General features: G+C 70.3%; 13 protein-coding genes. 5 read left to right on the top strand and 8 right to left on the bottom strand.

Annotated features, from left to right (window positions below; all coding sequences use genetic code 11):
• Window positions 1-8: 8 nt before the first annotated feature.
• The 3 genes from F9278_RS39750 to F9278_RS39760 all read right to left on the bottom strand — a co-directional run bounded on the left by F9278_RS39750 (window position 9) and on the right by F9278_RS39760 (window position 6,762).
• Complete coding sequence (locus tag F9278_RS39750) at window positions 9-926, bottom strand: endonuclease/exonuclease/phosphatase family protein (RefSeq protein WP_152172622.1); 918 nt, start codon at window positions 924-926, stop codon at window positions 9-11.
• A 185-nt stretch (window positions 927-1,111) separates the two neighbouring features.
• A complete protein-coding gene (locus F9278_RS39755; protein ID WP_152172623.1) occupies window positions 1,112-3,778 on the bottom strand; it encodes a cellulose binding domain-containing protein in 2,667 nt (888 codons plus the stop codon).
• Between the two features lie 68 nt (window positions 3,779-3,846).
• The gene (locus F9278_RS39760) at window positions 3,847-6,762 is read right to left on the bottom strand and encodes a glycoside hydrolase family 48 protein (protein ID WP_152172624.1); all 2,916 of its coding nucleotides are present in this window, start codon (window positions 6,760-6,762) and stop codon (window positions 3,847-3,849) included.
• A gap of 375 nt (window positions 6,763-7,137) precedes the next feature.
• Between F9278_RS39760 and F9278_RS39765 the strand changes: the two genes are divergently transcribed.
• The 3 genes from F9278_RS39765 to F9278_RS39775 all read left to right on the top strand — a co-directional run bounded on the left by F9278_RS39765 (window position 7,138) and on the right by F9278_RS39775 (window position 10,670).
• Window positions 7,138-8,853: a glycoside hydrolase family 6 protein gene (locus tag F9278_RS39765; protein ID WP_152172625.1), complete on the top strand. Its 1,716-nt coding sequence runs from the start codon at window positions 7,138-7,140 to the stop codon at window positions 8,851-8,853.
• A gap of 213 nt (window positions 8,854-9,066) precedes the next feature.
• Window positions 9,067-9,666 (top strand): dihydrofolate reductase family protein, encoded by a 600-nt coding sequence (locus F9278_RS39770; protein ID WP_152172626.1) that lies wholly within the window; start codon window positions 9,067-9,069, stop codon window positions 9,664-9,666.
• Between the two features lie 116 nt (window positions 9,667-9,782).
• Entirely contained in the window at window positions 9,783-10,670 is an 888-nt protein-coding gene (locus F9278_RS39775) for a class I SAM-dependent methyltransferase (protein WP_152172627.1), read from the top strand.
• A gap of 194 nt (window positions 10,671-10,864) precedes the next feature.
• On the opposite strand, the gene F9278_RS39780 is transcribed toward F9278_RS39775, so the two are convergent.
• Window positions 10,865-11,701, bottom strand: coding sequence for an aldo/keto reductase (locus F9278_RS39780; protein ID WP_152172628.1), 837 nt, complete (start codon window positions 11,699-11,701; stop codon window positions 10,865-10,867).
• Window positions 11,702-11,945: 244 nt separating this feature from the next.
• On the opposite strand from F9278_RS39780, the gene F9278_RS39785 reads away from it, so the two are divergent.
• Entirely contained in the window at window positions 11,946-12,764 is an 819-nt protein-coding gene (locus tag F9278_RS39785; RefSeq protein ID WP_152172629.1) for a Tat pathway signal sequence domain protein, read from the top strand.
• 31 nt (window positions 12,765-12,795) lie between these two features.
• Here the strand turns inward: F9278_RS39785 and F9278_RS39790 are convergent, their stop codons facing one another.
• Window positions 12,796-14,622: an AMP-dependent synthetase/ligase gene (locus tag F9278_RS39790; RefSeq protein WP_152172630.1), complete on the bottom strand. Its 1,827-nt coding sequence runs from the start codon at window positions 14,620-14,622 to the stop codon at window positions 12,796-12,798.
• A gap of 345 nt (window positions 14,623-14,967) precedes the next feature.
• Window positions 14,968-15,843 (bottom strand): LysR substrate-binding domain-containing protein, encoded by an 876-nt coding sequence (locus F9278_RS39795; RefSeq protein ID WP_152172631.1) that lies wholly within the window; start codon window positions 15,841-15,843, stop codon window positions 14,968-14,970.
• A gap of 204 nt (window positions 15,844-16,047) precedes the next feature.
• Here F9278_RS39795 and F9278_RS39800 point away from each other — a divergent pair, with 204 nt between their 5' ends.
• Complete coding sequence (locus F9278_RS39800; protein WP_152172632.1) at window positions 16,048-17,178, top strand: bile acid:sodium symporter family protein; 1,131 nt, start codon at window positions 16,048-16,050, stop codon at window positions 17,176-17,178.
• On the opposite strand, the gene F9278_RS39805 is transcribed toward F9278_RS39800, so the two are convergent.
• Entirely contained in the window at window positions 17,117-18,355 is a 1,239-nt protein-coding gene (locus F9278_RS39805) for a DUF4185 domain-containing protein (protein WP_152172633.1), read from the bottom strand. The two genes, F9278_RS39800 and F9278_RS39805, sit on opposite strands and share 62 nt — an antisense overlap.
• A gap of 10 nt (window positions 18,356-18,365) precedes the next feature.
• Window positions 18,366-20,303 (bottom strand): exo-alpha-sialidase, encoded by a 1,938-nt coding sequence (locus F9278_RS39810; RefSeq protein WP_404818985.1) that lies wholly within the window; start codon window positions 20,301-20,303, stop codon window positions 18,366-18,368.
• Window positions 20,304-20,499 lie beyond the last annotated feature (196 nt).

Genomic DNA, 20,499 nt, shown 5'->3' on the forward strand with positions numbered 1-20,499 from the left:
CCAGGTCCTCACCCCAGCGTCAGCGACGCCTGTACGGGCAGATGGTCGCTGGGGAACTGGCCGTTCGACGCGAAGGTGTTGATGGCCGCCCGGTGCGCGGTGACACCCGGGGTGGTCAGGATCCAGTCGATGCGGTCGCCGTCCGGGGTCAGCGGGCGGTAGCCGTGGAACGTCGCGTACAGGTCGCCGCGCTCGGCCGCCGAGTCCCAGGTGTCCACGAGCCCGGCGCCGAGCATGGTGTCGTAGACCGTGTTCCGGTGGGCGGGCACGTTGAAGTCGCCGGTGACGACGAGGGGGAGCGACCGGTCGAACCCGGCGACGCGCCGGACGATCAGGGCGGCGGCGCGGTCGCGGGCGTACTGGCTGACGTTGTCGAGATGGGTGTTGAGGAAGTAGAACTCCCGGTCGCCGTCCTGTCGGTCGCGGAACCGCACCCAGGTGACCATCCGGATGGAGCCGCCGCCCCAGGTGTTCGAGCCGGGCACCTCCGGGGTGTCGGAGAGCCAGAAGTGCCGGTACTCGACGGGCGCGAGCCGGCGGGTGTCGTAGAAGACCGCCATGAACTCGCCGAGGTTGCCGCCCGCGCGCCCGGTGCCGATCCAGCGGTAGTTCCCGCCGAGGTCGGTCTCGATGTCGAGCAACTGCTGGTGGAGACCCTCCTGGGTGCCGATGACATGGGGTGCCTCCTGCCGCAGCAGGGCGCGCATCACGGGTCTGCGTACGCCCCAGCTGTTGGGCTGCACGGTGCTCGCGTAGCGCAGATTGAACGACATGGTGGAGAGCGGGGGCACGGCGGCCTCCTCTTCCGCCGCCGAGGCGGCCGGTGCGCTGGTCAGTCCGGTGGTGCGGGACAACGGCAACAGTACCGCCGCGGCGAGGGCGGTCTTGAGGCCCAGTCGGCGCGTGACGCGGCTGTGGTTCGGCACAGGGGCTCCTTCTGTGAAGGTCTCCGGGCGAGCCGTGCGTACACACTCTGGGATGCCCCTCTGTGCCCGCCATGAACATGCCGATAGAGCGGGGTGTACGGGGTTCGACAGCGCGGGGTGCACAGGGTTCGAAGAGGGCGCGCGCCCGACCCAGGCGCGCGCCCTCACCTGGTCCTGCTCGGGTGTCAGGTCACCGTGCAGGACTGGTCACCGAGCTTGAACGCGGTCGGTTTCCCGTTGCTCCCCGACCAGCTTCCGGTGAAGCCGAAGCTCACCGACGCGCCCGCCGCCACATTGCCGTTCCAGCCGACGTTCCTGGCCGTGACCGCCGATCCCGACTGGGTGTGGGAGGCGTTCCAGACCTGGGAGACGGTCTGCCCATGAGGGAAGGTCCAGCCGAGCGACCAGCCGGTCCACGCGCTCGTGCCCGTGTTGGACAGCCGTACGTCCGCCTGGAAGCCGCCCGACCACTCGTTGGTCACCGCGTACGTCACCGCGCAGGCCCCCGTCGGCTCGGGCTCGGGGTCCGGATCGGTACCGCCGCCCCCGCCGCCGGTGTCGGAGGAGTCGCCGTAGACGACCCCGCGCCCGTTCGTCGCGACATAGACCCGCCCGTACACCCTCGGGTCACCCGTGATCGCCGCACCCGTCCAGCCCCACTGATGGGCGTCGTCGTTGATCCGCGTCCAGGACGCGCCCTTGTCCGTCGAGCGGAAGATGCCGCGTACGCCGCCGATCTTGGCGCTGGTGTAGAGGGTCTGGTACGCGGCCCCGGTCGCCGCCTTGCCGAAGCCGATCGTGTCGGCCTGCTCGACGCCCGACAGCTTCGTCCAGGTGGCCCCGCCGTCCGTGGAGCGCCACAGACCGTAGGCCCCGTCGGTCGCGCCGCCCGCCAGCCACACATCGCCCTTCACCCCGGGCAGCGCCTTGAAGCGCACGCTGTCCCCGCTCGGCAGCCCGGTGGCGCTCGACGCGGTGAAGGTCGCCCCGCCGTCCGAACTGACGTAGAACTTCCCCGACTTGAAGCCGTAGAAGGTCCTCGGGTCCACCCGGTCGGACTCCACGATCGCACCTGCCGGGATGCCGCTGGACGCCGACCAGGAGCTACCGAACCCGGTCGCGTACCGCACACCCGTGCCCGCCGGGCTCCACACGAACCGGCTGCCGTCCGAGGCCGCCGCGACCGTACCGCCGCCACTGACGCCCGACGGGTCGGTGCCGGCGAACCAGTTGGCGCCGTTGTCCGTGGAGAACGCGATGTGCGGGCCGGAGTCCAGATTGCCCACGCGCACCACGGTGTCGGGGTTGGACTCGGCGTAGTCCAGGCTGGTCGTGGTCGTGAAGTTCGGCTGGGTGAACATCATCGACGGGACCTTCGTCAGATCCGTGTGCCGGAAGCCGCCGATGTCACCGAGCGCGCTGAGCAGCGGGGCACCGGACGGGGGAGAGGCCAGATCGTTGACGGCCGTCTCCTCCAGGCCCCGCACCATCGGCTTGATGGCGAACTGGCCGCCGCTGTCCCAGTTCCCCAGGTTCTCCGTGCCGTAGATCGTCGCGCCCGTCCCGTACATCATCCGGTTCGAGTTGAACGGGTCGATCTCCAACGCCTCGGTCATCCAGCCGAGTTTGGGCGTCTGCTCCGGCGGCGACGGATTCGCGCCCCAGGTCAGCCAGGGAGAGGACGACACATCCATGGTGAAGCGGTCCGCACGGTTCGGGTACGACGTGTAGTCCCACGCCCTGGTCCAGGTGGCGCCGCTGTCCGTCGAACGGAAGAGCTGGGTGTCCGGCCACCAGGAGCTGTACGCCGTCGCCATGACCGTGCCCGGATCCTGCCGGTCGACCGTCAGCCCGCTGAACCCGTAGTACGTGTCGGCCTCCGCCACCGGACTGACGTTCGTCCACGTGCCGGTCGCGGTCGCGTACCGCCACAGCTGGCCCTTGCCGCCGTCGTACGGCCCGCCCTTGTCGCTGTACGACAGATACAGATAGCCGTTCGAGGCATCGAGCACGCCCTTGTGGGCCAGATATCCGGTCGGCTGCCCGGCGACCCGCGACCAGGTCGCGCCCGCGTCGGTGGACCGGTACACCGCGTTGTCCTTGTCGGCGACCCCGACGTAGATCGTCCGCGTGGCGTTCCCGGAGGTGCCCGTCGACTCGTCGAAGGTGACCCAGACGATGCCCTGGTTGTCGCTGGAGTACCCGCTCGTGTCGGTCGGATCGGCCACGTAGTTGCCGACGTTCGGGAAGTTCGTCACCTGCGACCAGGTGGCCCCCGAGTCCGTCGACCGCCACAGGCCCTTGCCGCTCGGCGCGCCGAGATACAGCACGCTGTTCCGGTTCGGGTCCACGGCCAGCCGCTCGCCCATGCCCCGCCCCGGCATGTTGCCGCCCAGCTTGAACGGCAGATTCGCCTTCTGCCAGCTGGCCCCCCGGTCGGACGACCGCAGGATCGCCCCGTTCCCCGGGTCCCAGCTGTTCGTGTACGTCCCGGCCGCCACGTACACCTTGTTCGGGTCGACCGCGTCGGAGGCCAGACTCACGACCCCCGTGTGCCCCCAGTTGTCCCACCCGACCGAGTCGAGCAGGGGCGTCCATGTCTTCGAGGACTCCACCCAGCGATACGCCCCACCGATGTCGGTCCGGGCGTACGCGAGGTTCCGTTCCTTCCGGTTGAACACGATCCCGGGAACGAATCCGCCCCCGTCGATCCGGGCGTTCTTCCACGTATAGGTGTCGGCGGCGACGGCCACCGACTTCTCTGCCTTGTCAGCGGCCAACGCGGGTGGGGATCCGGCGAGAAGGCCGGCCGCGAGGGCCAGAACGGTGGTGAGGATGCGGGTTCTTCGCACAGTGGGGGTCCTCTCCTGACAGTGGGGTAAAGGTCCCCGCGCCCCGAGGGGCGCGGGGACCGGCGGTGCTATTCCAGGAGCTCCGCGTACGACCCCATGGCCAAGGCGATGTCCGCCTGGGCCCAGAACCGGTGATACGTGAACGAGGGCGCGGCCCCACCGGCCAGATACGCCTCGATCTTCGACCAGGCAGGGTCGTCCTCGTAGAAGGACCGGATCGAGTCGAAGGTCGACGACGAGTTGATCGTGTCGCCGTTCGGCATCGTCCCGGTCCACCCGCTCGGCACAGACACCCGGTCGTCGAACCGGTTGTAGTCGGCCCGCGTCTCGGGAACGGCGATCCCCAGCCCGTCCTGATGGTGGTCCCACATGCCGTCGAGCAGCGCCTTCGCGACCCGCGCCGCGTCCGCGTCACCGGAGCGGTCCGCGTAGTACGTCAGCGTCTTGGCGTACGCGGCGGCCACCCCCACATCGTCCGTGTAGTCGGCGACGGTGACATGAAGTCCGGCGTTGGCGCCGGGACTCGACGCACTCCACGTGTCGGGCGCACCCGACCACTGGAGCGTCGACGGAATCCGGTACGTGCCGTCCGGGTTGATGGTCGTCTTGGACAACGCCCAGTCCACCCACTTGTCCAGCACGGTCTTCGCGGCGGCGTTGCCCGTCTGCTGGTAGTACTCGGCGACCCGCTCCATGGACCACGCCTGGAAGCCGAACCACTGGTTGGACGGCGGGTCGTGGTACACCGGCTTCTCGTCGTAGAACATGCCGTAGAACGTCGGCGTCCCGGCCGGGGGAGTGGCGTACCGCCCCGCCCAGCTGTTGGTGGCGCCGCCCGCGATGCCGCCCTCGTTGGACTGCAGCCAGCGGTAGAACTCGATCTGCCGGTCCAGGGACTTGGCCCAGTCCGCCTGCCCCGTCGCCGACTTCGGCTTCAGCGGGGCGTAGTTGGCGAGCGCGTACGCGGCCAGCGGGTTCTGATAGCCGCCGTGCGTGTGGCTGGAGCCGATGCGCCAGGCCCAGCCCGCCGCGGTGTCGGTGGCGCCACCCCACGCGTAGTACCAGGACATCAGATAGTGGGAGGCGTCCTTGCCGGTGCCGGCCGGGCAGGACGTGGCCCCGACACAGTTCCCGATCTTCTTGAAGTACTTGTCGTACATCGAGTAGCGCAGATAGTCGCCCATCTTCGCGGCCTTGCCGATGGTCGCGGAGACGTCGGCGCCCTTGCCCTGCTGCTTGGCCCAGATGTCCGCCCAGTACGCGGCCTGCACGGCCCGCGCGTCGGCGTCCGGGGCGTTGGTGAACTTCCACTGCTTCGCGTAGGAGGCGTCACCGGTGAACAGGTCCAGGTACCCGTTCCTGCCGCCGTACTTGAACTGGTCGCAGGTCGGCTGCGGGATCGTCTCCCACACCGACTCCTGCGGCCCGCGCTGGAAGGTGTTGATGTACGACGGCCCGGTGTCCGTCGGCCCCGCCTCGCACTTGCCGGGCGAGTTGCCGTAGCCGTAGACGTTGTCGACGTCCTGCAGCCAGTGCATGCCGTACACGTCGTCCGTGCCGTACGCGCTCTTCAGTTCGGCGGCGATGGGGTCCGGGCCGACCGAGACACCGGTGTTGAGCTGCGCCGGATACTCGCCCGGGGTGTCGTGCTCGGGCGCGTACGTCGCCGGTTTGCTCGCCGTGTAGAAGGAGTTGGTCGGCTGGTCGGCGTGGGTCGGGATCATGAACCGCTCCATGATGTCCCAGGCCCCGTTGAACTTGGACCAGTCGCCCGTCACCTTGCCGTACATGGCCTGCAGCCACAGGAGGTAGCTGTACGCCTCCGAGGTGGTCTCATGGCCGTGGTCCGGCGCCTCGACGATCAGCGTCTCCACCGAGTGGTACGGGATGCCCTCGGGGGAGAAGTAGCCGTTCGCCGGGTTGGTGATCTTGCCGTACAGCTCCAGGAACCGTTCGTCGTACGTGCTCGACGCCGCCAGCTGCGTCACCGTCACCGAGGCCTTGGCATGGCCGGTGGCCGTCGAGTCGAAGACCGCCGAGCCGGTGCCGGAGGCGTTCGCGCCGATGGTCACCTTCTGCGCGGTGTTCCAGTTCGACGAGGTGAACGTCAGCGACCCGCCGCCCGTCACGGAGAGCCCGGTGTTGCCGGACGCCCGCGCGGTCGTCACCGTCACACTGCCGGACGGCTGTGTCGAAAGCTTTACGTCGTAGGTGCCCGACTGGCCCTGGCGGACGCCCAGTTGGGTCGGCGAGACCACCACGGCGGGACCCGAGGCGACCGTGATGCCGACCGGCGTGGAACTCGCCGACGCGCCCAGGCTGTCGTACGCCTTGGCCACCAGCGAATGAGCGCCCACGGACAGACCGGTGGCCGAGAACGTGTACGGCGAGGTCGTGTCCGTGCCCAGCAGGGTCGTGTCGTCGTAGAACTCGACCTTGGTGACCGTCGCGCTGTCCGCCGCGGCGGCGGTGGCCGCCATCGGCACCGCCGTGCCCTGCGAGTACACCGCGCCCGGAGCCGGGCTGGTCAGCACCGTGATCGGTGGCTGGTGCGCGCCCACGCACGGGGTGCCGTTGATCGCGAAGGAGGCCGGCGCGGTGTTCGTGCCGCTGTAGGTGAACTGGGCGCCGGTGGTCACCGCGGCCCCGACGGCGATTGTGCCGTTCCAGGACGCGTTGCGTGCCGTCACCGTCTTCCCGGACTGCGACCAGGTGCCGCTCCAGCCGTTGCTGAGCGTCTGGTTGCCCGCGTAGTCGTACGTCAGGGTCCAGCCGCTGATGGCCTCCGTACCCCGGTTGCTGATCGTCAGCTCGGCGGTGAAACCCGAGCCCCAGTCATTGGTCTTGTAGTCGACGTTGCAGGCAACCGCCGCCGCACTGGCGGGGGTCGAACCCGTGCCGAGCATCGTCAAGGGGAGGGTGAGGGCCGCGACCACGGCCGTCCACAGGCGTCGCGAGGCACGACGTCTCCGTCTGGGGTGCATGCTCTGGTTCCTTCCGTGCGGCTCTTGCGAAGTGGGGGCGGAGCGGCAACAACAAGCCTTGAACCAGTGGGAGCGCTCCCATATTGAGGAGGGGGGCGCAAGCGGTCAAGGCGTTTGAAGAGTCGAAAAGATTCGATCAGTGGAAAAGATTCGTGAAGCGCAATAACGCAACACCTCTGTCTTTTACCGTCACTTGGCGCTACCTTCACCAGCACCAGTGGGAGCGGTTCCATCAGTCGACGCGTTTGCCCCAGGCGCGTCCGAGCTGCGAGGGACGCTCGGAGAACACCCCAGTGTTCAGGTCTTTTACTCGCCTCGGCGACAGCGCGACGACTCCTCCTCGTACACCCCACTACGGAAGAGGAACCCGCACTCATGAGCCGTACCAGAACAGCACTCCTGGCGGCGATGGCGCTGGTCGCCGCCGCCGCGGGGACCGCGATGGGCGCCGTCCCGGACGACGTCGGCGTCCAGGCGATCCCCTGCACGGTCGACTACAAGGTGCAGAACCAGTGGTCCACCGGCTTCACCACCGCCGTCACCGTCACCAACAACAGCGCCGCGAAGACTTCTTGGGCCGTGAAGTGGTCGTACGCGGGCAACCAGCAGGTCACCAACGGCTGGAACTCCCGGATCACCCAGAGCGGTACGTCGGTGACCGCCGCCAACGAGACGTACAACGGCACGCTGGCGACCGGCGGTTCGGTCAGCTTCGGCTTCAACGCCAGCTACAGCGGCACCAACGCGCTGCCGACGACCTTCACGCTCGACGGGGTGACCTGCAACGTCGACGACGGCGGCGGTGGCCCCTCCGAGCCGCCGGGGCCGGGCACACCGGGCACCAAGGTGGACAACCCGTACGCCGGCGCCAAGGTGTACGTGAACCCGGAGTGGTCCGCGAAGGCCGCCGCCGAGCCGGGCGGCAGCCGGATCTCCAACCAGCCCACGGGTGTCTGGCTGGACCGGATCGCCGCGATCGAGGGCGTGGGCAGCGGGATGGGCCTGCGCGACCACCTCGACGCGGCGCTGACCCAGAAGGGCTCGGGCGAACTGGCCGTCCAGCTGGTGATCTACAACCTGCCCGGCCGTGACTGCGCGGCCCTCGCCTCCAACGGCGAGCTGGGCCCGACGGAGCTGGGCCGCTACAAGACCGAGTACATCGACCCGATCGCGGCCATCCTCGCCGACCCCAAGTACGCCTCCCTGCGCATCGTCACGACCGTCGAGATCGACTCGCTGCCGAACCTCGTCACCAACACCGGCAGCCGCCCGACGGCCACCCCCCAGTGCGATGTCATGAAGGCCAACGGCAACTACGTCAAGGGCGTCGGCTACGCGCTCAACAAGCTCGGTGACGTGGGCAACGTCTACAACTACGTCGACGCCGGCCACCACGGCTGGATCGGCTGGGACGACAACTTCGGCGCCTCCGCCACCACCTTCAAGGAGGCGGCGACCGCCGAGGGCGCCACGGTCAACGACGTCCACGGCTTCATCACCAACACGGCGAACTACAGCGCGCTGAAGGAGAACAACTTCACCATCAACTCGACGGTGAACGGCACCTCCGTCCGTGAGTCGAAGTGGGTCGACTGGAACCGCTATGTCGACGAGCTGTCCTTCGCCCAGGCCTTCCGCAACCAGCTGGTCTCGGTGGGCTTCAACTCCAGCATCGGCATGCTGATCGACACCTCGCGCAACGGCTGGGGCGGCAGCGCCCGGCCCACCGGTCCCGGGGCGACGACCAGTGTGGACACGTATGTCAACGGTGGCCGCTACGACCGCCGTATCCACATCGGCAACTGGTGCAACCAGTCCGGTGCCGGGCTCGGCGAGCGTCCGAAGGCCGCACCCGAGGCCGGGATCGACGCCTATGTGTGGATGAAGCCGCCGGGTGAGTCGGACGGGTCCAGCTCCGCCATCCCGAACGACGAGGGCAAGGGCTTCGACCGCATGTGCGACCCGACGTACACGGGCAACCCGCGCAACGGGAACAGCATGTCCGGCTCCCTGCCGAACGCGCCGATCTCCGGGCACTGGTTCTCCGCCCAGTTCCAGCAGCTGATGCAGAACGCGTATCCCGCGCTCTGAGTACGTACTCCGCGCTCTGAGCACGCTCGTGTGAACCGGTCCGCCAGGGGTGAGCTCTGCTTCCCCAGCCCCTGGCGGACCGGTGGCAGGTCCGGGTGAGCCACGTCACGATGGCGGGAGGTGGGCGGGTGCGATGAGTTCCGGGCGGCTCGGCGGTCTTCATCGTCGTGAGCCCGTGCCGGGACGAGGAACAGAACGAGGAAAGAGAACCCCATGCGCATCGTGATCTGCGAGTTCATGAGCCTGGACGGTGTCGTGCAGGCGCCCGGCGGTCCCGACGAGGACACCGAGGGCGGGTTCGCCCACGGCGGCTGGACGCACCCGTTCTTCGACCCGGAGGTCGTGGGCGGTGCGTGGGACGCCGCGCTGGCGAAAGCGGACGCGTTGCTGTACGGCCGCCGTACCTGGAAGGCCATGGCCGGGGCGTGGCCGGACCGGGCGGGCGATCCGTTCGCCGACCGGATGAACTCCATCCGCAAGTACGTCGTGTCCGCGACCCTCGCCGACTCCGAGCTGGCCTGGGAGAACACCACGCGCATCCCGGGGGAGGAGGCCGTCGCCCAGATCCGTGAGCTGCGCGAGACCGGGGGTGGCGATCTGCTCGTCATGGGCAGCCCGACCCTCGCCCGCACGCTGATAGGTGAGGGTCTCGCCGACGAGCTGATCCTGATCGTCATGCCGGTCCTCCTCGGCGGCGGAAAGACGATCTTCCCCGACGAGGGCGCCAAACACCTCCTGGAACTGATCTCCACGACCACCAGCGGCACGGGCGTGAACGTGTGCGTCTACCGGACGGCCGAGAAGAAGGACTGAGCGGCGGGAGGACAGGGCCGTATCGGCACATCGGATTTGCCGATACGGCAAGAAGGGTGGCCGTTCTCCGGTGCGTCGGAGCAAGCTGACGGCACCCGGAAGAGAGGCTCACCGTCATGGGACAGCACCACCACGGCCATCAGCACGACCACGGCCATCAGCATCACACCGACCTCGACTGGGCCGCGCTGGCCGAGCACCTGGAGGGGCAGGCGGAGCTGTTCGCGCCGCTGAACCGGCAAGCCGCCGCCTGGGTGGCCGCGCGGCAGCCCGAACCGGGACTGGTCGTCGACGTCGGCAGCGGGCCGGGGGTCGTGACCTGTCTGCTGGCCGATCGGTTCCCCGGCGCCCGGGTCGTCGCCCTGGACGGCTCCGGGCCCCTGCTGGAGCGGGCCCGCGCCCGTGCCGAACGCCAGGGCCTCGCCGACCGGTTCGACACCCTGGAGGCCGAACTGCCGCACGGCCTGGGCGACGTGAACTATCCCGCCGACCTGCTCTGGGCCAGCCGCAGCCTGCACCACCTCGGCGACCAGCGGGCCGCCCTCGCCGCCTTCGCCGAACGCCTCGCGCCCGGCGGCGTTCTGGCCCTCGTCGAGGGTGGGCTGCCCAGCCGTTTCCTGCCGCGTGACATCGGCATCGGACGCCCCGGGCTCCAGTCGCGGCTCGACGCGGCGGAGGACCGGTGGTTCGGCGAGATGCGGGCCGCGCAGCCCGGCAGCGTCCCGGAGGTCGAGGACTGGCCGGGGCTGCTCACCGCCGTGGGCCTGCGCGACGCCACCTCCCGCACCTTTCTGCTGGACCTGCCGGCCCCGGTCCCGGAGGCCGCCCGTGCCTACGCCGTGGACCAGTTCCGGCGCGGCCGGGGCATGCTCGCGGAGTTCCTCGACGCCTCCGACCTCGCCACCGTCGACCGGCTCCTCGACCCCGACGACAAGGCGGGCCTGCACCACCGAACGGACCTCTTCGTCCTCGCGGCCCACACGGTGCACGTGGCGCGGCGGTGACGTTCCGGGGTGCCGGGCTTGCGATCTCCCTGCCGGCCCGGCAGCGGACGCGTCGCCCGTCCCGGCCCGTACGCACGTCCCGGCCCGTACGCACGTCCCGGCCCGTACGCACGAGACCGCCCGCCGGAGGTCGTCCGGTGGGCGGTCTCGTCGATCGGTGTGAGCCGGGGCCGGGCCGTGGGTGTCGGCCGTGCTCAGGCCTGGTTGAAGGTCGCCGGGTCCGGGCCGATGCGGCGGTCCTCGTTCAGCGCGCTGATCGCGGCGATGTCCTCGGTGTCCAGGGAGAAGTCGAAGACCTCGATGTTCTCCTTGATGCGGGACGGGGTCACGGACTTGGGGATGACCACGTTGCCCAGCTGGAGGTGCCAGCGCAGGACCACCTGGGCCGGGGTACGGCCGTGCTTCTGCGCGATCGCGATGATCGCCGGGACCTCCAGGAGCCCCTTGCCCTGGCCGAGCGGCGACCATGCCTCGGTGGCGATGCCCTGCTCCGCGTGGTACTCACGCGCGGCGAGCTGCTGAAGGTGCGGGTGCAGCTCGATCTGGTTGACCGCCGGGATGACGTCCGTGGCCTCGATCAGCGTCTCCAGGTGCTCCGGAAGGAAGTTGGAGACACCGATGGCCTTGGCGCGCCCGTCGGCGTAGAGCTTCTCGAACGCCTTGAACGTGTCGACGAACGTGCCCTTGGCCGGCATCGGCCAGTGGATCAGATACAGGTCCACGTACTCCAGGCCCAGCTTGTCCAGGGACTCGTCGAAGGCGCGGAGGGTGGAGTCGTGGCCCTGGTCGGCGTTCCAGAGCTTGGTGGTGACGAAGAGGTCCTTGCGGGCGACGCCCGCCTTGGCGAGGGCCTTGCCGGTGCCCTCCTCGTTGCCGTAGATCGCGGCCGTGTCGATGCTGCGGTAGCCGGCCTCCAGCGCGGTGGTGACCGCCCGCTCGGCCTCGTCGTCCGGCACCTGCCACACGCCGAAGCCCAGCTGGGGCATCTCGACGCCGTTGTTCAGGATGATCGGGGGGACCTTGCTGCTCACGAGCTCTCGATCCTTAAGTCGTCGGTTGGTGCTTCCCATCGTCAACGATCACGGCCCGCCGTGCATTCCTGAGCGGGCCGCTCAGGACCCGAATCACAGCCCCGACCGCAGAATGGCCGGAAATGGATCGGGCGATTCAAGAGTATCGGTCTGGACCATTGACCGGACACTGTCACGCGGGGAGTCTGTCCTCTGCCGCATCACGCGTCGGTGAATTATGGTCACATACGTGAATGGATGGCTCATGGCCCCCACACGAAGGAACCTCCTCGGCGCCGCGCTCGGCGGTGCCGCGGCGGCGACCGTCGCGACTCCGGCCCCCGCCGCGCACGCCGCCTCCTGGCAGTTGAAGTGGTCCCCCTCGGCGAGCGCCGACGGGCTGCGCGCCTTCGAGACCCTGGAGGACGACCGCGCCGACTCGCACACCTCTGCCGCGCCGCACATCCACGCCACCGGTGACAGTTGGCGGTTCGACATGCACACCGTCGACCGGGACACCTCCACCGACCGCCAGCGCCACGAGGTCACCGGCCTGCGCACGAGCGGCGGGTTCCTGCGCTGGACCGAGGGACAGACCTGGCGCGTCACCTACGAGATGTACATCCCGACCTCGCTGAAGGCGACCACCAGCTTCACGCACATCATGCAGATGAAGCAGCCCGGCGCCGGCACCTCGCCGCTCGTCGTGCAGTCCCTGCGCCGGGATGGGGGCACCTCCCGCTCGGGCGAAGCCGAGAGTGGGGGAGGGGCACAGACCATCGAACTGAAGCTGCCGATCGACGACATCCTGATCGGCCGCACCGACCTGGCGCCCCTGCACAACTCCTGGGTGGACGTCGACTTCCAGGTCAAGGTCGGCAAGGGCGCGGCCGGTTCGGTGCGTTGGATCCTCAAGAAGGGCTCGACCACCCTCATCGACGTCTCCCGCGGCGGCGTCGACACCTTCCTCGCCGACCGGCTGCGCCCCAAGTGGGGCATCTACCGTTCTCTCGGCGACACTTCGGGCTCCCTGCGGAACTGCCATCTGCTGCTGCGGAACATGAAGGGCTATCAACTGGTCTGACCGGGAGGGCGGTTCGGCCGGCGGACGGGGCTCACGCCCGGTACAGCGCCTCCACCTCGGTGCCGTACGCCTTCTCGATCGCCTTCCGCTTCAGCTTCAGCGAAGGCGTCAGCAGACCGTGCTCCTCGGTGAACTGGTGCGCGAGGATCCGGAACGTACGGATCGACTCGGCCTGCGAGACCAGGGTGTTGGCGGCGACCACCGCCCGCCGCACCTCGGTCTCCAGCTCCGGATCGCGCACCAGCTCCGCCGGTGACAGCTTCGCCTTGTGGTGCATCTGGAGCCAGTGCTCGACCGCCTCCGAGTCCAGTGTGACGAGCGCGGCGATGTACGGACGGTCGTTGCCGACGACGATGCACTGGGCGACCAGCGGATGGTCGCGCACCCGCTCCTCCAGGATCACGGGCGAGACGCTCTTGCCGCCCGAGGTCACCAGGATCTCCTTCTTGCGCCCGGTGATCGTGAGATAGCCGTCCTCGTCGAGGGAGCCCAGGTCACCGGTGGCGAGCCAGCCGTCGTGCAGGGTCTCGTCGGTGGCCTTGGGGTTGTTCAGATAGCCCTGGAAGACATTGGGGCCGCGCAGCCAGATCTCGCCGTCGTCCGCGATGTGCACGGTCATGCCCGGGATGGGCTGGCCGACCGTGCCGTACCGGGTGCGCTCCGGCGGGTTGGCGGTCGCCGCCGCCGTGCACTCCGTCAGCCCGTAGCCCTCGAAGATATGGACGCCCGCGCCCGCGAAGAACAGCCCGAGCCGCCGGTCCATCGCGGAGCCGCCGGACATCGCGTACTTGATCCGGCCGCCCATCGCCTCCCGGATCTTGCCGTAGACCATCTTGTCGAAGAACTGGTGCTGCATCCGCAGCGTCGCCGACGGGCCGGGACCGGTGCCCCAGGCCCGCGCCTCCATCGCGTCCGCGTACTTCACGGCGACCTCGACGGCCTTCTCGAAGGGCCCGGCCTTGCCCTCGCGCTCGGCCTTGCGGCGGCTCGCGTTGAAGACCTTCTCGAAGATGTACGGCACCGCGAGGAAGAACGTCGGCTTGAAGGCGGCCAGGTCGGGCAGCAGCACGGCCGCGTTGAGCTGGGGCTGATGACCGAATTTGACCTTCCCGCGAATGCCCGCGACCTGCACCATCCGCCCGAAGACGTGCGCGAGCGGCAGGAACAGCAGCGTCGCCGCCTCGTCGCCCCGGCGGGACTTGAACAGCGGCGCCCAGCGCTCGATGACCGTGTCCGCCTCGACCGTGAAGTTGGCGTGCGAGATCACACAGCCCTTGGGGCGGCCCGTCGTGCCGGAGGTGTAGATGATCGTCGCGATCGACTCGGGGGTCACCGCCCGCCGGTGCCGGTGCACCACCTCGTCGTCGAGGTGCGCCCCCGACTCGTACAGCTCCTGCACCGCGCCCACGTCCAGCTGCCAGAGCCGGCGCAGCTGGGGCAGCCGGTCGATGACGGTGGCGACGGTCATCGCGTGGTCCTCGTGTTCGACCATGGCCGCCGTGCACTGGGAGTCGTACAGCATCCAGAAGACCTGCTCGGCGGAGGAGGTCGGGTAGACCGGGACGACCTGGGCGCCGACGGTCCACAGCGCGTAGTCGAAGAGGGTCCACTCGTAGCGCGTACGGCACATGATGGCGACCCGGTCGCCGAACCGGATGCCCTGCGCCAGCAGCCCTTTCGCCAGCGCGAGGACCTCGTCGCGGAACTCGGCGGAGGTCAGGTCGTGCCATTCGCCCCGCTCGTCCTTGCGGCCGAGGGCGACATAGGTGGGGTCCTCCTGGGCGTACTCGAAGACGACGTCGGCCAGGCCGCCCACCGGCGGCGCCGACGCCAACGGAGGGTTGGTGAACTCGCGCAAACCCGCTCCTCGTGGCGCTCCGCACAGCGCGTGAAAGCTACCTCACCGCGAGAACGGGCGGGAGGGTTGTGGAGGGGGCGCATTGGGAGGCGTGGCGTGAGTGAGCGCCGATAAACATACGCAGATGGGGAGGTCTCCGGCGTAATTCCTGACGCCTCGGCAAGTCCGGGCAGGGCAATCTCCACCGAACCCGCACGCCGCGGTTACGGTCCGCGTCCCCGTGGACACGGTCTGGCCTGGGCAAACGCGAACACCGCTCACGTCCGACGCGCCACCCCGAGCTCACGTCCGACGCGCCCTCGCTCACGTCCGACGCGCCGACGTCCCCCGGACGCGGGCCGCCCGTCACACCCCGCGCGCTTGGCCGTGGAGCCGGTCGCCGCCGGAGAGGATGGCCGCCGCGAGGGCGTCCGCCGCGCCCGCCGCCGCTCCCGGGCGGCGGCCGTGGACGAGGACGAAGTCGACCTCGCCCAACTCCGGCAGCCCGGCCCGCTCCGGGACACGGACCAGACCGGGGGGCACCAGACGGCGGGAATGCGCCATCACGCCGAGGCCCGCGCGGGCGGCGGCGATCAGTCCGTTGAGGCTGCCGCTGGTGCAGGCGACGCGCCAGGACCGGCCCTCGCGCTCCAGCGCCTCCAGCGCCAGGGCCCGGGTGATGCCCGGCGGCGGATAGACGATCAGCGGCACCGGGCGGTCGGGGTCGAGGCGGAGCCGCTCCGCGCCGATCCAGACGAGCCTGTCCGTCCACACCGGCTCGCCGTGCGGGTCCTCCGGGCGGCGTTTGGCCAGCACCAGGTCGAGCTTGCCCGCCGTGAGCTGCTCGTGCAGCGTGCCCGACAGCTCGACGGTCAGCTCCAGATCCACCTCGGGATGGTCGTGCCGGAACGCCTCCAGGATCTCCGGGAGCCGGGTCAGCACGAAGTCCTCCGACGCGCCGAAGCGCAGCCGCCCGCGCAGCCGGGTCCCGGTGAAGAACGCCGTCGCCTGCTCGTGCACCTCAAGGAGCCGCCGGGCGAAGCCGAGCATCGCCTCGCCGTCCTCCGTCAGCTCCACCGCGTGCGTGTCCCGGGAGAACAGCTGCCGCCCGGCCGCGTCCTCCAGCCGCCGCACATGCTGGCTGACCGTGGACTGCCGCAGCCCCAGCCGCCGGGCCGCCTGCGTGAAGCTCAGCGTCTGGGCCACGGCGAGGAAGGTGCGCAAGTGGGAGGGGTCGTACACGATCGCCACCCTACCCGCTTATCGCGAAAGGCGATGACAGTAAGAGCGGTATGACGGATTCCCGATCAAGGGTCCGAGGAGGACGATGGAGCGGGGCCTTTCGGCCTTGAAGCACCCACCCGCATCACCCGCATCACCCGCGTCACCATTGCCCTCATCGAAAGCACGTGGAGCACAGTGAAACGCCTGAAGTGGCCGAGTCGGATGCCGATCGATCCGTACATCCCGCTGTTGCTGGGGACGGTGGGCGTCGCGGTGCTCCTCCCGGCGCGGGGTACGGCCGCCGAGGTCGCGTCGGGCGCGTCCACGGCCGCGATCGCCTTGCTCTTCTTCCTCTACGGGGCCCGGCTCTCCACCCGCGAGGCCCTCGACGGCCTCAAGCACTGGCGGCTCCACATCACCGTCCTGGCCTGCACGTTCGTACTGTTCCCGCTGCTGGGCCTGGCGGCCCGCGGCCTCGAACCGGTGTTCCTGAGCCACTCCCTCTACACCGGGCTGCTCTTCCTCACCCTCGTCCCGTCGACCGTCCAGTCGTCGATCGCCTTCACCTCGATGGCCCGGGGCAACGTCCCCGCCGCGATCTGCGCGGGCTCCTTCTCCTCCCTCGCGGGCATCGTCATCACCCCGCTCCTCGCGGCGGCCCTGATCGGCGGCAGCGTCGGCGGGTTCTCCGCCGACTCGGTGCTGAAGATCGTCCTCCAGCTGCTGGTGCCGTTCGTCGCCGGACAGCTCACCCGCCGCTGCGGAATCAGGCGGAGCCGCGCGAAGCGCGTCAGGCAGGGTGGTGGTGGGAGACGGGCGGGCGGCTTCATCACCCGGCACAAGCAGATCCTCGGGCTCGTCGACCGGGGCTCGATCCTCCTCGTCGTCTATGTCGCGTTCAGCGAGGGCATGGTGCGCGGGATCTGGAGCCAGGTCAGCCCGCTGCGGCTCGGCGGACTCCTCGTCGTCGAGGCCGTGCTGCTCGCGGTGATGCTGCTGCTCACCTGGTACGGCGGCAAGGCCCTGCGCTTCGACCGGGAGGACCGGATCGTCATCCAGTTCGCCGGCTCGAAGAAGTCCCTCGCCGCCGGACTGCCCATGGCGAGCGTCCTGTTCGGCCCCGAGGCCTCCCTCGCCGTCCTGCCGCTGATGCTGTTCCACCAGATGCAGCTGATGGTCTGCGCCGTCATCGCCAAGCGCCGCGCCAAGGACCCGGTGGAGGACGCCGCGGGCGAGTCGGCGGACGGGGCGGCGGGCGAGTCGGCGGGCGAGTCGGCGGACGGGGCGTCGGTCACGGAGCGGCCAGACGAAGCGATACGAACCGCGGTCGGTACAGGGACACGTTCCGCGTGATGTTCAGCTGCGCCGCCGCCGCGTCGGCGTCCAGCCAGTTGACGTCGTAGCTGAGCACCAGCCGCCCGTCGTCGCCGACCGCCCGGTGCGCCTGCGGGTTGTACGCCGCGACACCGGCGTTCGGCAGCGGGAGACTGAACCCCTTGGTGGGCCCGTGCCAGGGCCCGGTGGGGGAACAGGCCCAGTACGCGGTCACCGTCGTCAGCCCCGCCGTCCCGGCGGCCATGGTGAGCAGCACATATGTACGGCCGTCCCGTACGACGGTGAAGGCGCTGCCGACCCCCTTGTCCGCCCCGTTCCCGAGCACCGCCGTCGGCCGCCCCCGCACCGCCCAGCGCCCGCCGTCCCAGTACTCCCACGCCCCCGGCTCCCCGAGCCGGCCGCGCGGCACCCGGGCGACATGGGCGTGCGAGGTCGGCCGGGAGGCGGCCTGGGCGTCGGTGCCGCCGAAGACGTACGTCCACTCGCCCGCGTCCACGGCCGTCGTCCCGAACAGCACCCGCCGGGCCGGATCGGCGACCGACGCCTGGTCCAGCACCGTCGTGATCCCCTCCAGCCGCAGATCCGGCAGCGACAGCGTGGCCACCTCGGTCGCGGTGGGCACCCCGTAGATCCACGGCGACCGCCCCGCCGTACGCGTCCACAGCAGCACCCGCACGACCTTCTCGGCCGAGCCGGGGGAGCGGGGCTCGACCCGGGCGGCCACCGGCCAGCGCCACCGGTCGGGGCCCGGATCCGGGAAGACCGGCGCGGGGAGCGTGGCTTCGAGGCGGCCCGAGGGGGACATCACCACGGCCGAGTTGCGCACCAGGGGCGTCGAGACGTCCCGCCAGGTGACCGACTCACCGGCCGGGTTGGGCGGCGGGAACACCTGGCCCAGATAGGTGTCCGAGAACAGCCACAGCACCCGGCCGTCCGGCAGCCGCACCGAGTGGGTGCCGTCGCCGCCGGTCCAGTCGTCCGTGCGGGTCGTGTCGTCGCCGTACCGGGTGAACTCGCCGGTCAGCGAGGCGTCCGGGTCCCAGTCCCGGACCGTACGGGCCGTGCAGGTGCCGCCGCCCTCCCGGTCGTCGTCCGGGAGGGCGGTGAGCAGCACGGCCGCGAGGGCCAGGACCAGGGCCAGGATCAGGACCGGTCCGGCCCCCGTCCGCTGTCGTGCTCCCGCGTCGTCGGACACGGAAGGGACGTTAGTTGCCTCCGTCCACCCGGTCCATGGGCAGTCGCAGGATCTCGCCCCGCGTCGTGGCCTCCTGGGTGGCGAGATCGGCCACCTCGGCGTCGGTCAACGCCCGGTCGTGCACCCGCACTTCGTCGATCGCTCCGGCGAAGTGGACCCGGCTGTCCACCCGTTGACCGATGTGCACCCCGAACGGCGAGTTCCGGCTGACCGATCCGGGGATGTCGGGCGTGCCGAACGGAGTGCCGTCGACGAAGAGCGTGAGCGCCCCGCCGCCCCGCCGCAGCACCAGCCGATGCCACTGCCCGTCGTTGTACGCGCCCGAGGACCGCACCGACGTGGTCCGCGGCGGCGAGGCCCCGTCCCGCACGGTGATCAGCCCGGTCAGCCGCCCGGCCGCCGGCTCCCCGCGCAGCCACACCTGCGGCTGTGTCGTCCCGACCCCGCCCATCCACAGCATCGGCTGCTCGCCGGTGGTCGCCGAGTACCGGAACCAGAGCGAGGCGGTGAAGTCCTGTGTCCCGAGCGGGAGTTGGGACCGGTACGGCAGCCGTACGGCGTCGTCGGCGCCGTCGAACTCGATCGCGCCGCCGAACACCCCGTCCGTCGGCCGGGCTCCGCCGAGCACAGCCGCCGGTCTGCCGCCGGGCGCCCGGTCGGGTGTCGTCGGGTCGGGGCCCCGGCGCGGTGCGAGCCAGTCCTCCGTGAAGCGGGCGAAGCGGATCTCGTCGCGGGCGTCGACCGCGCCGCCCTCGTACAGCAGCCCGACGACATCGTTGCCGCCCTCGCCCGCGTCGATCCGCACCAGGTCCGAGTAGCCGGACCAGTCCGTGGTGACGACCGTGCCCCGGTCCACGCTCTCCCAGGCGCGTCCGCCGTCGTACGAGGAACGGACCGCCATCGTCCGACGGCGGTCGGGATCCGCCGGGGCGGCCAGCAGCATCCGGTTGCCGAGACGCAGGACGGCACCCTGGACCTGGGGCGTGTACAGGTCCGGGAGCGTCCGGAAGGGCTCGGCGAAGGTGGTGCCGCCGTCCCGGCTGATCGTCTGGCCGCGATGGCCCAGGTCGGTGCCGTCCTGCTCACGCCCGCTGACGAGCACCGTGCCGTGGGCGCGCTCGGTGAGGGTCAGCTCCGAGGGCTTCTGCCGGAAGGTGCCGTCGGCCGAGATCGGCCAGGTGTCCGTGGCACCGACCTTCCAGGTGTCCCCGCCGTCGTCGCTGGTCACCAGCGCCGCGTGATTGGCGGTGACCCGGCCGTCCGCCCAGCTCTCGGCGTTCACCCCGAGGACCAGCCGGCCCGCGTGCCGGCCCTGGGTGAGCTGGATGCCGTGCACCGGGCCGGTGGCGTACCAGGAGTTCCAGCTCGCGGGGCGGATCTGGTCGACGATGCTGCGCGGCTCGGACCAGGTCAGCCCGTCGTCGTCGCTGTACTGGAGGTGCGGGGTCCGGTCGCAGGGGACGTCGCAGCTCGCGCTCTCCAGGCGGCCCGTGTTGTACGTCTCGGCCAGCAGGATCCGGCCGGTCTCGCGGTCGACGACCGGGGCGGGGTTCCCGTGGGTGTCGCCCCCGCCCTCGTTGACCACCTGGAGCGGGCCCCAGGTACGGCCGCCGTCCGTGGACCGCTTGACCACGAGGTCTATGTCCGCCGCGTCCCCGCAGTTCAGTACGCGGCCCTCGGCGAAGGCGAGCAGGGTTCCCTCGGTGGTCCGGACGATCGCCGGGATCCGGAAGCAGGCGTAGCCGGGGTCCTGCGAGGCCTTGAAGAGCACCTGCTGCTCGAACTCGGCGGTGGCGACCCCCGTCCGTAGGGGCTGGGCCCCGGCGGGGTGGGCGAGCGTGAGGAGGGCGGTGGTGGTGAGCACCGCGGTGAGGGAGGAGAGGGGGGAGGTGAGCGAGCTGAGGGAGGTGAGGGGGGATCTGAGGCGTGCGCGAGAACTCGACAGCACGGTGCGGCCAGCCCTTCATCCGTCTGGGTGATGGGACATCGGACGTCCCACGTCCGATGTGCGGCCACAGACGGTACGCGGGGGTTCAGGGGCCTCACAAGAACCGTGCGTCGGTCGTGACTGGGCGTGTCGTACTACTAGGTGACGATCGGTCAGTGGGGCGCGTGCGGGGTTGAGGGGTGCGGATTTATTGGCG

Source organism: Streptomyces phaeolivaceus, assembly GCF_009184865.1.
Classification (GTDB): domain Bacteria; phylum Actinomycetota; class Actinomycetes; order Streptomycetales; family Streptomycetaceae; genus Streptomyces; species Streptomyces phaeolivaceus.

Coding starts and splice junctions, on each gene's coding strand:
- F9278_RS39760 (WP_152172624.1), bottom strand. CDS start 6,762: ATGCACCCCAGACGGAGACGTCGTGCCTCGCGACGCCTGTGGACGGCC.
- F9278_RS39765 (WP_152172625.1), top strand. CDS start 7,138: ATGAGCCGTACCAGAACAGCACTCCTGGCGGCGATGGCGCTGGTCGCC.
- F9278_RS39770 (WP_152172626.1), top strand. CDS start 9,067: ATGCGCATCGTGATCTGCGAGTTCATGAGCCTGGACGGTGTCGTGCAG.
- F9278_RS39775 (WP_152172627.1), top strand. CDS start 9,783: ATGGGACAGCACCACCACGGCCATCAGCACGACCACGGCCATCAGCAT.
- F9278_RS39785 (WP_152172629.1), top strand. CDS start 11,946: ATGGCCCCCACACGAAGGAACCTCCTCGGCGCCGCGCTCGGCGGTGCC.
- F9278_RS39800 (WP_152172632.1), top strand. CDS start 16,048: ATGCCGATCGATCCGTACATCCCGCTGTTGCTGGGGACGGTGGGCGTC.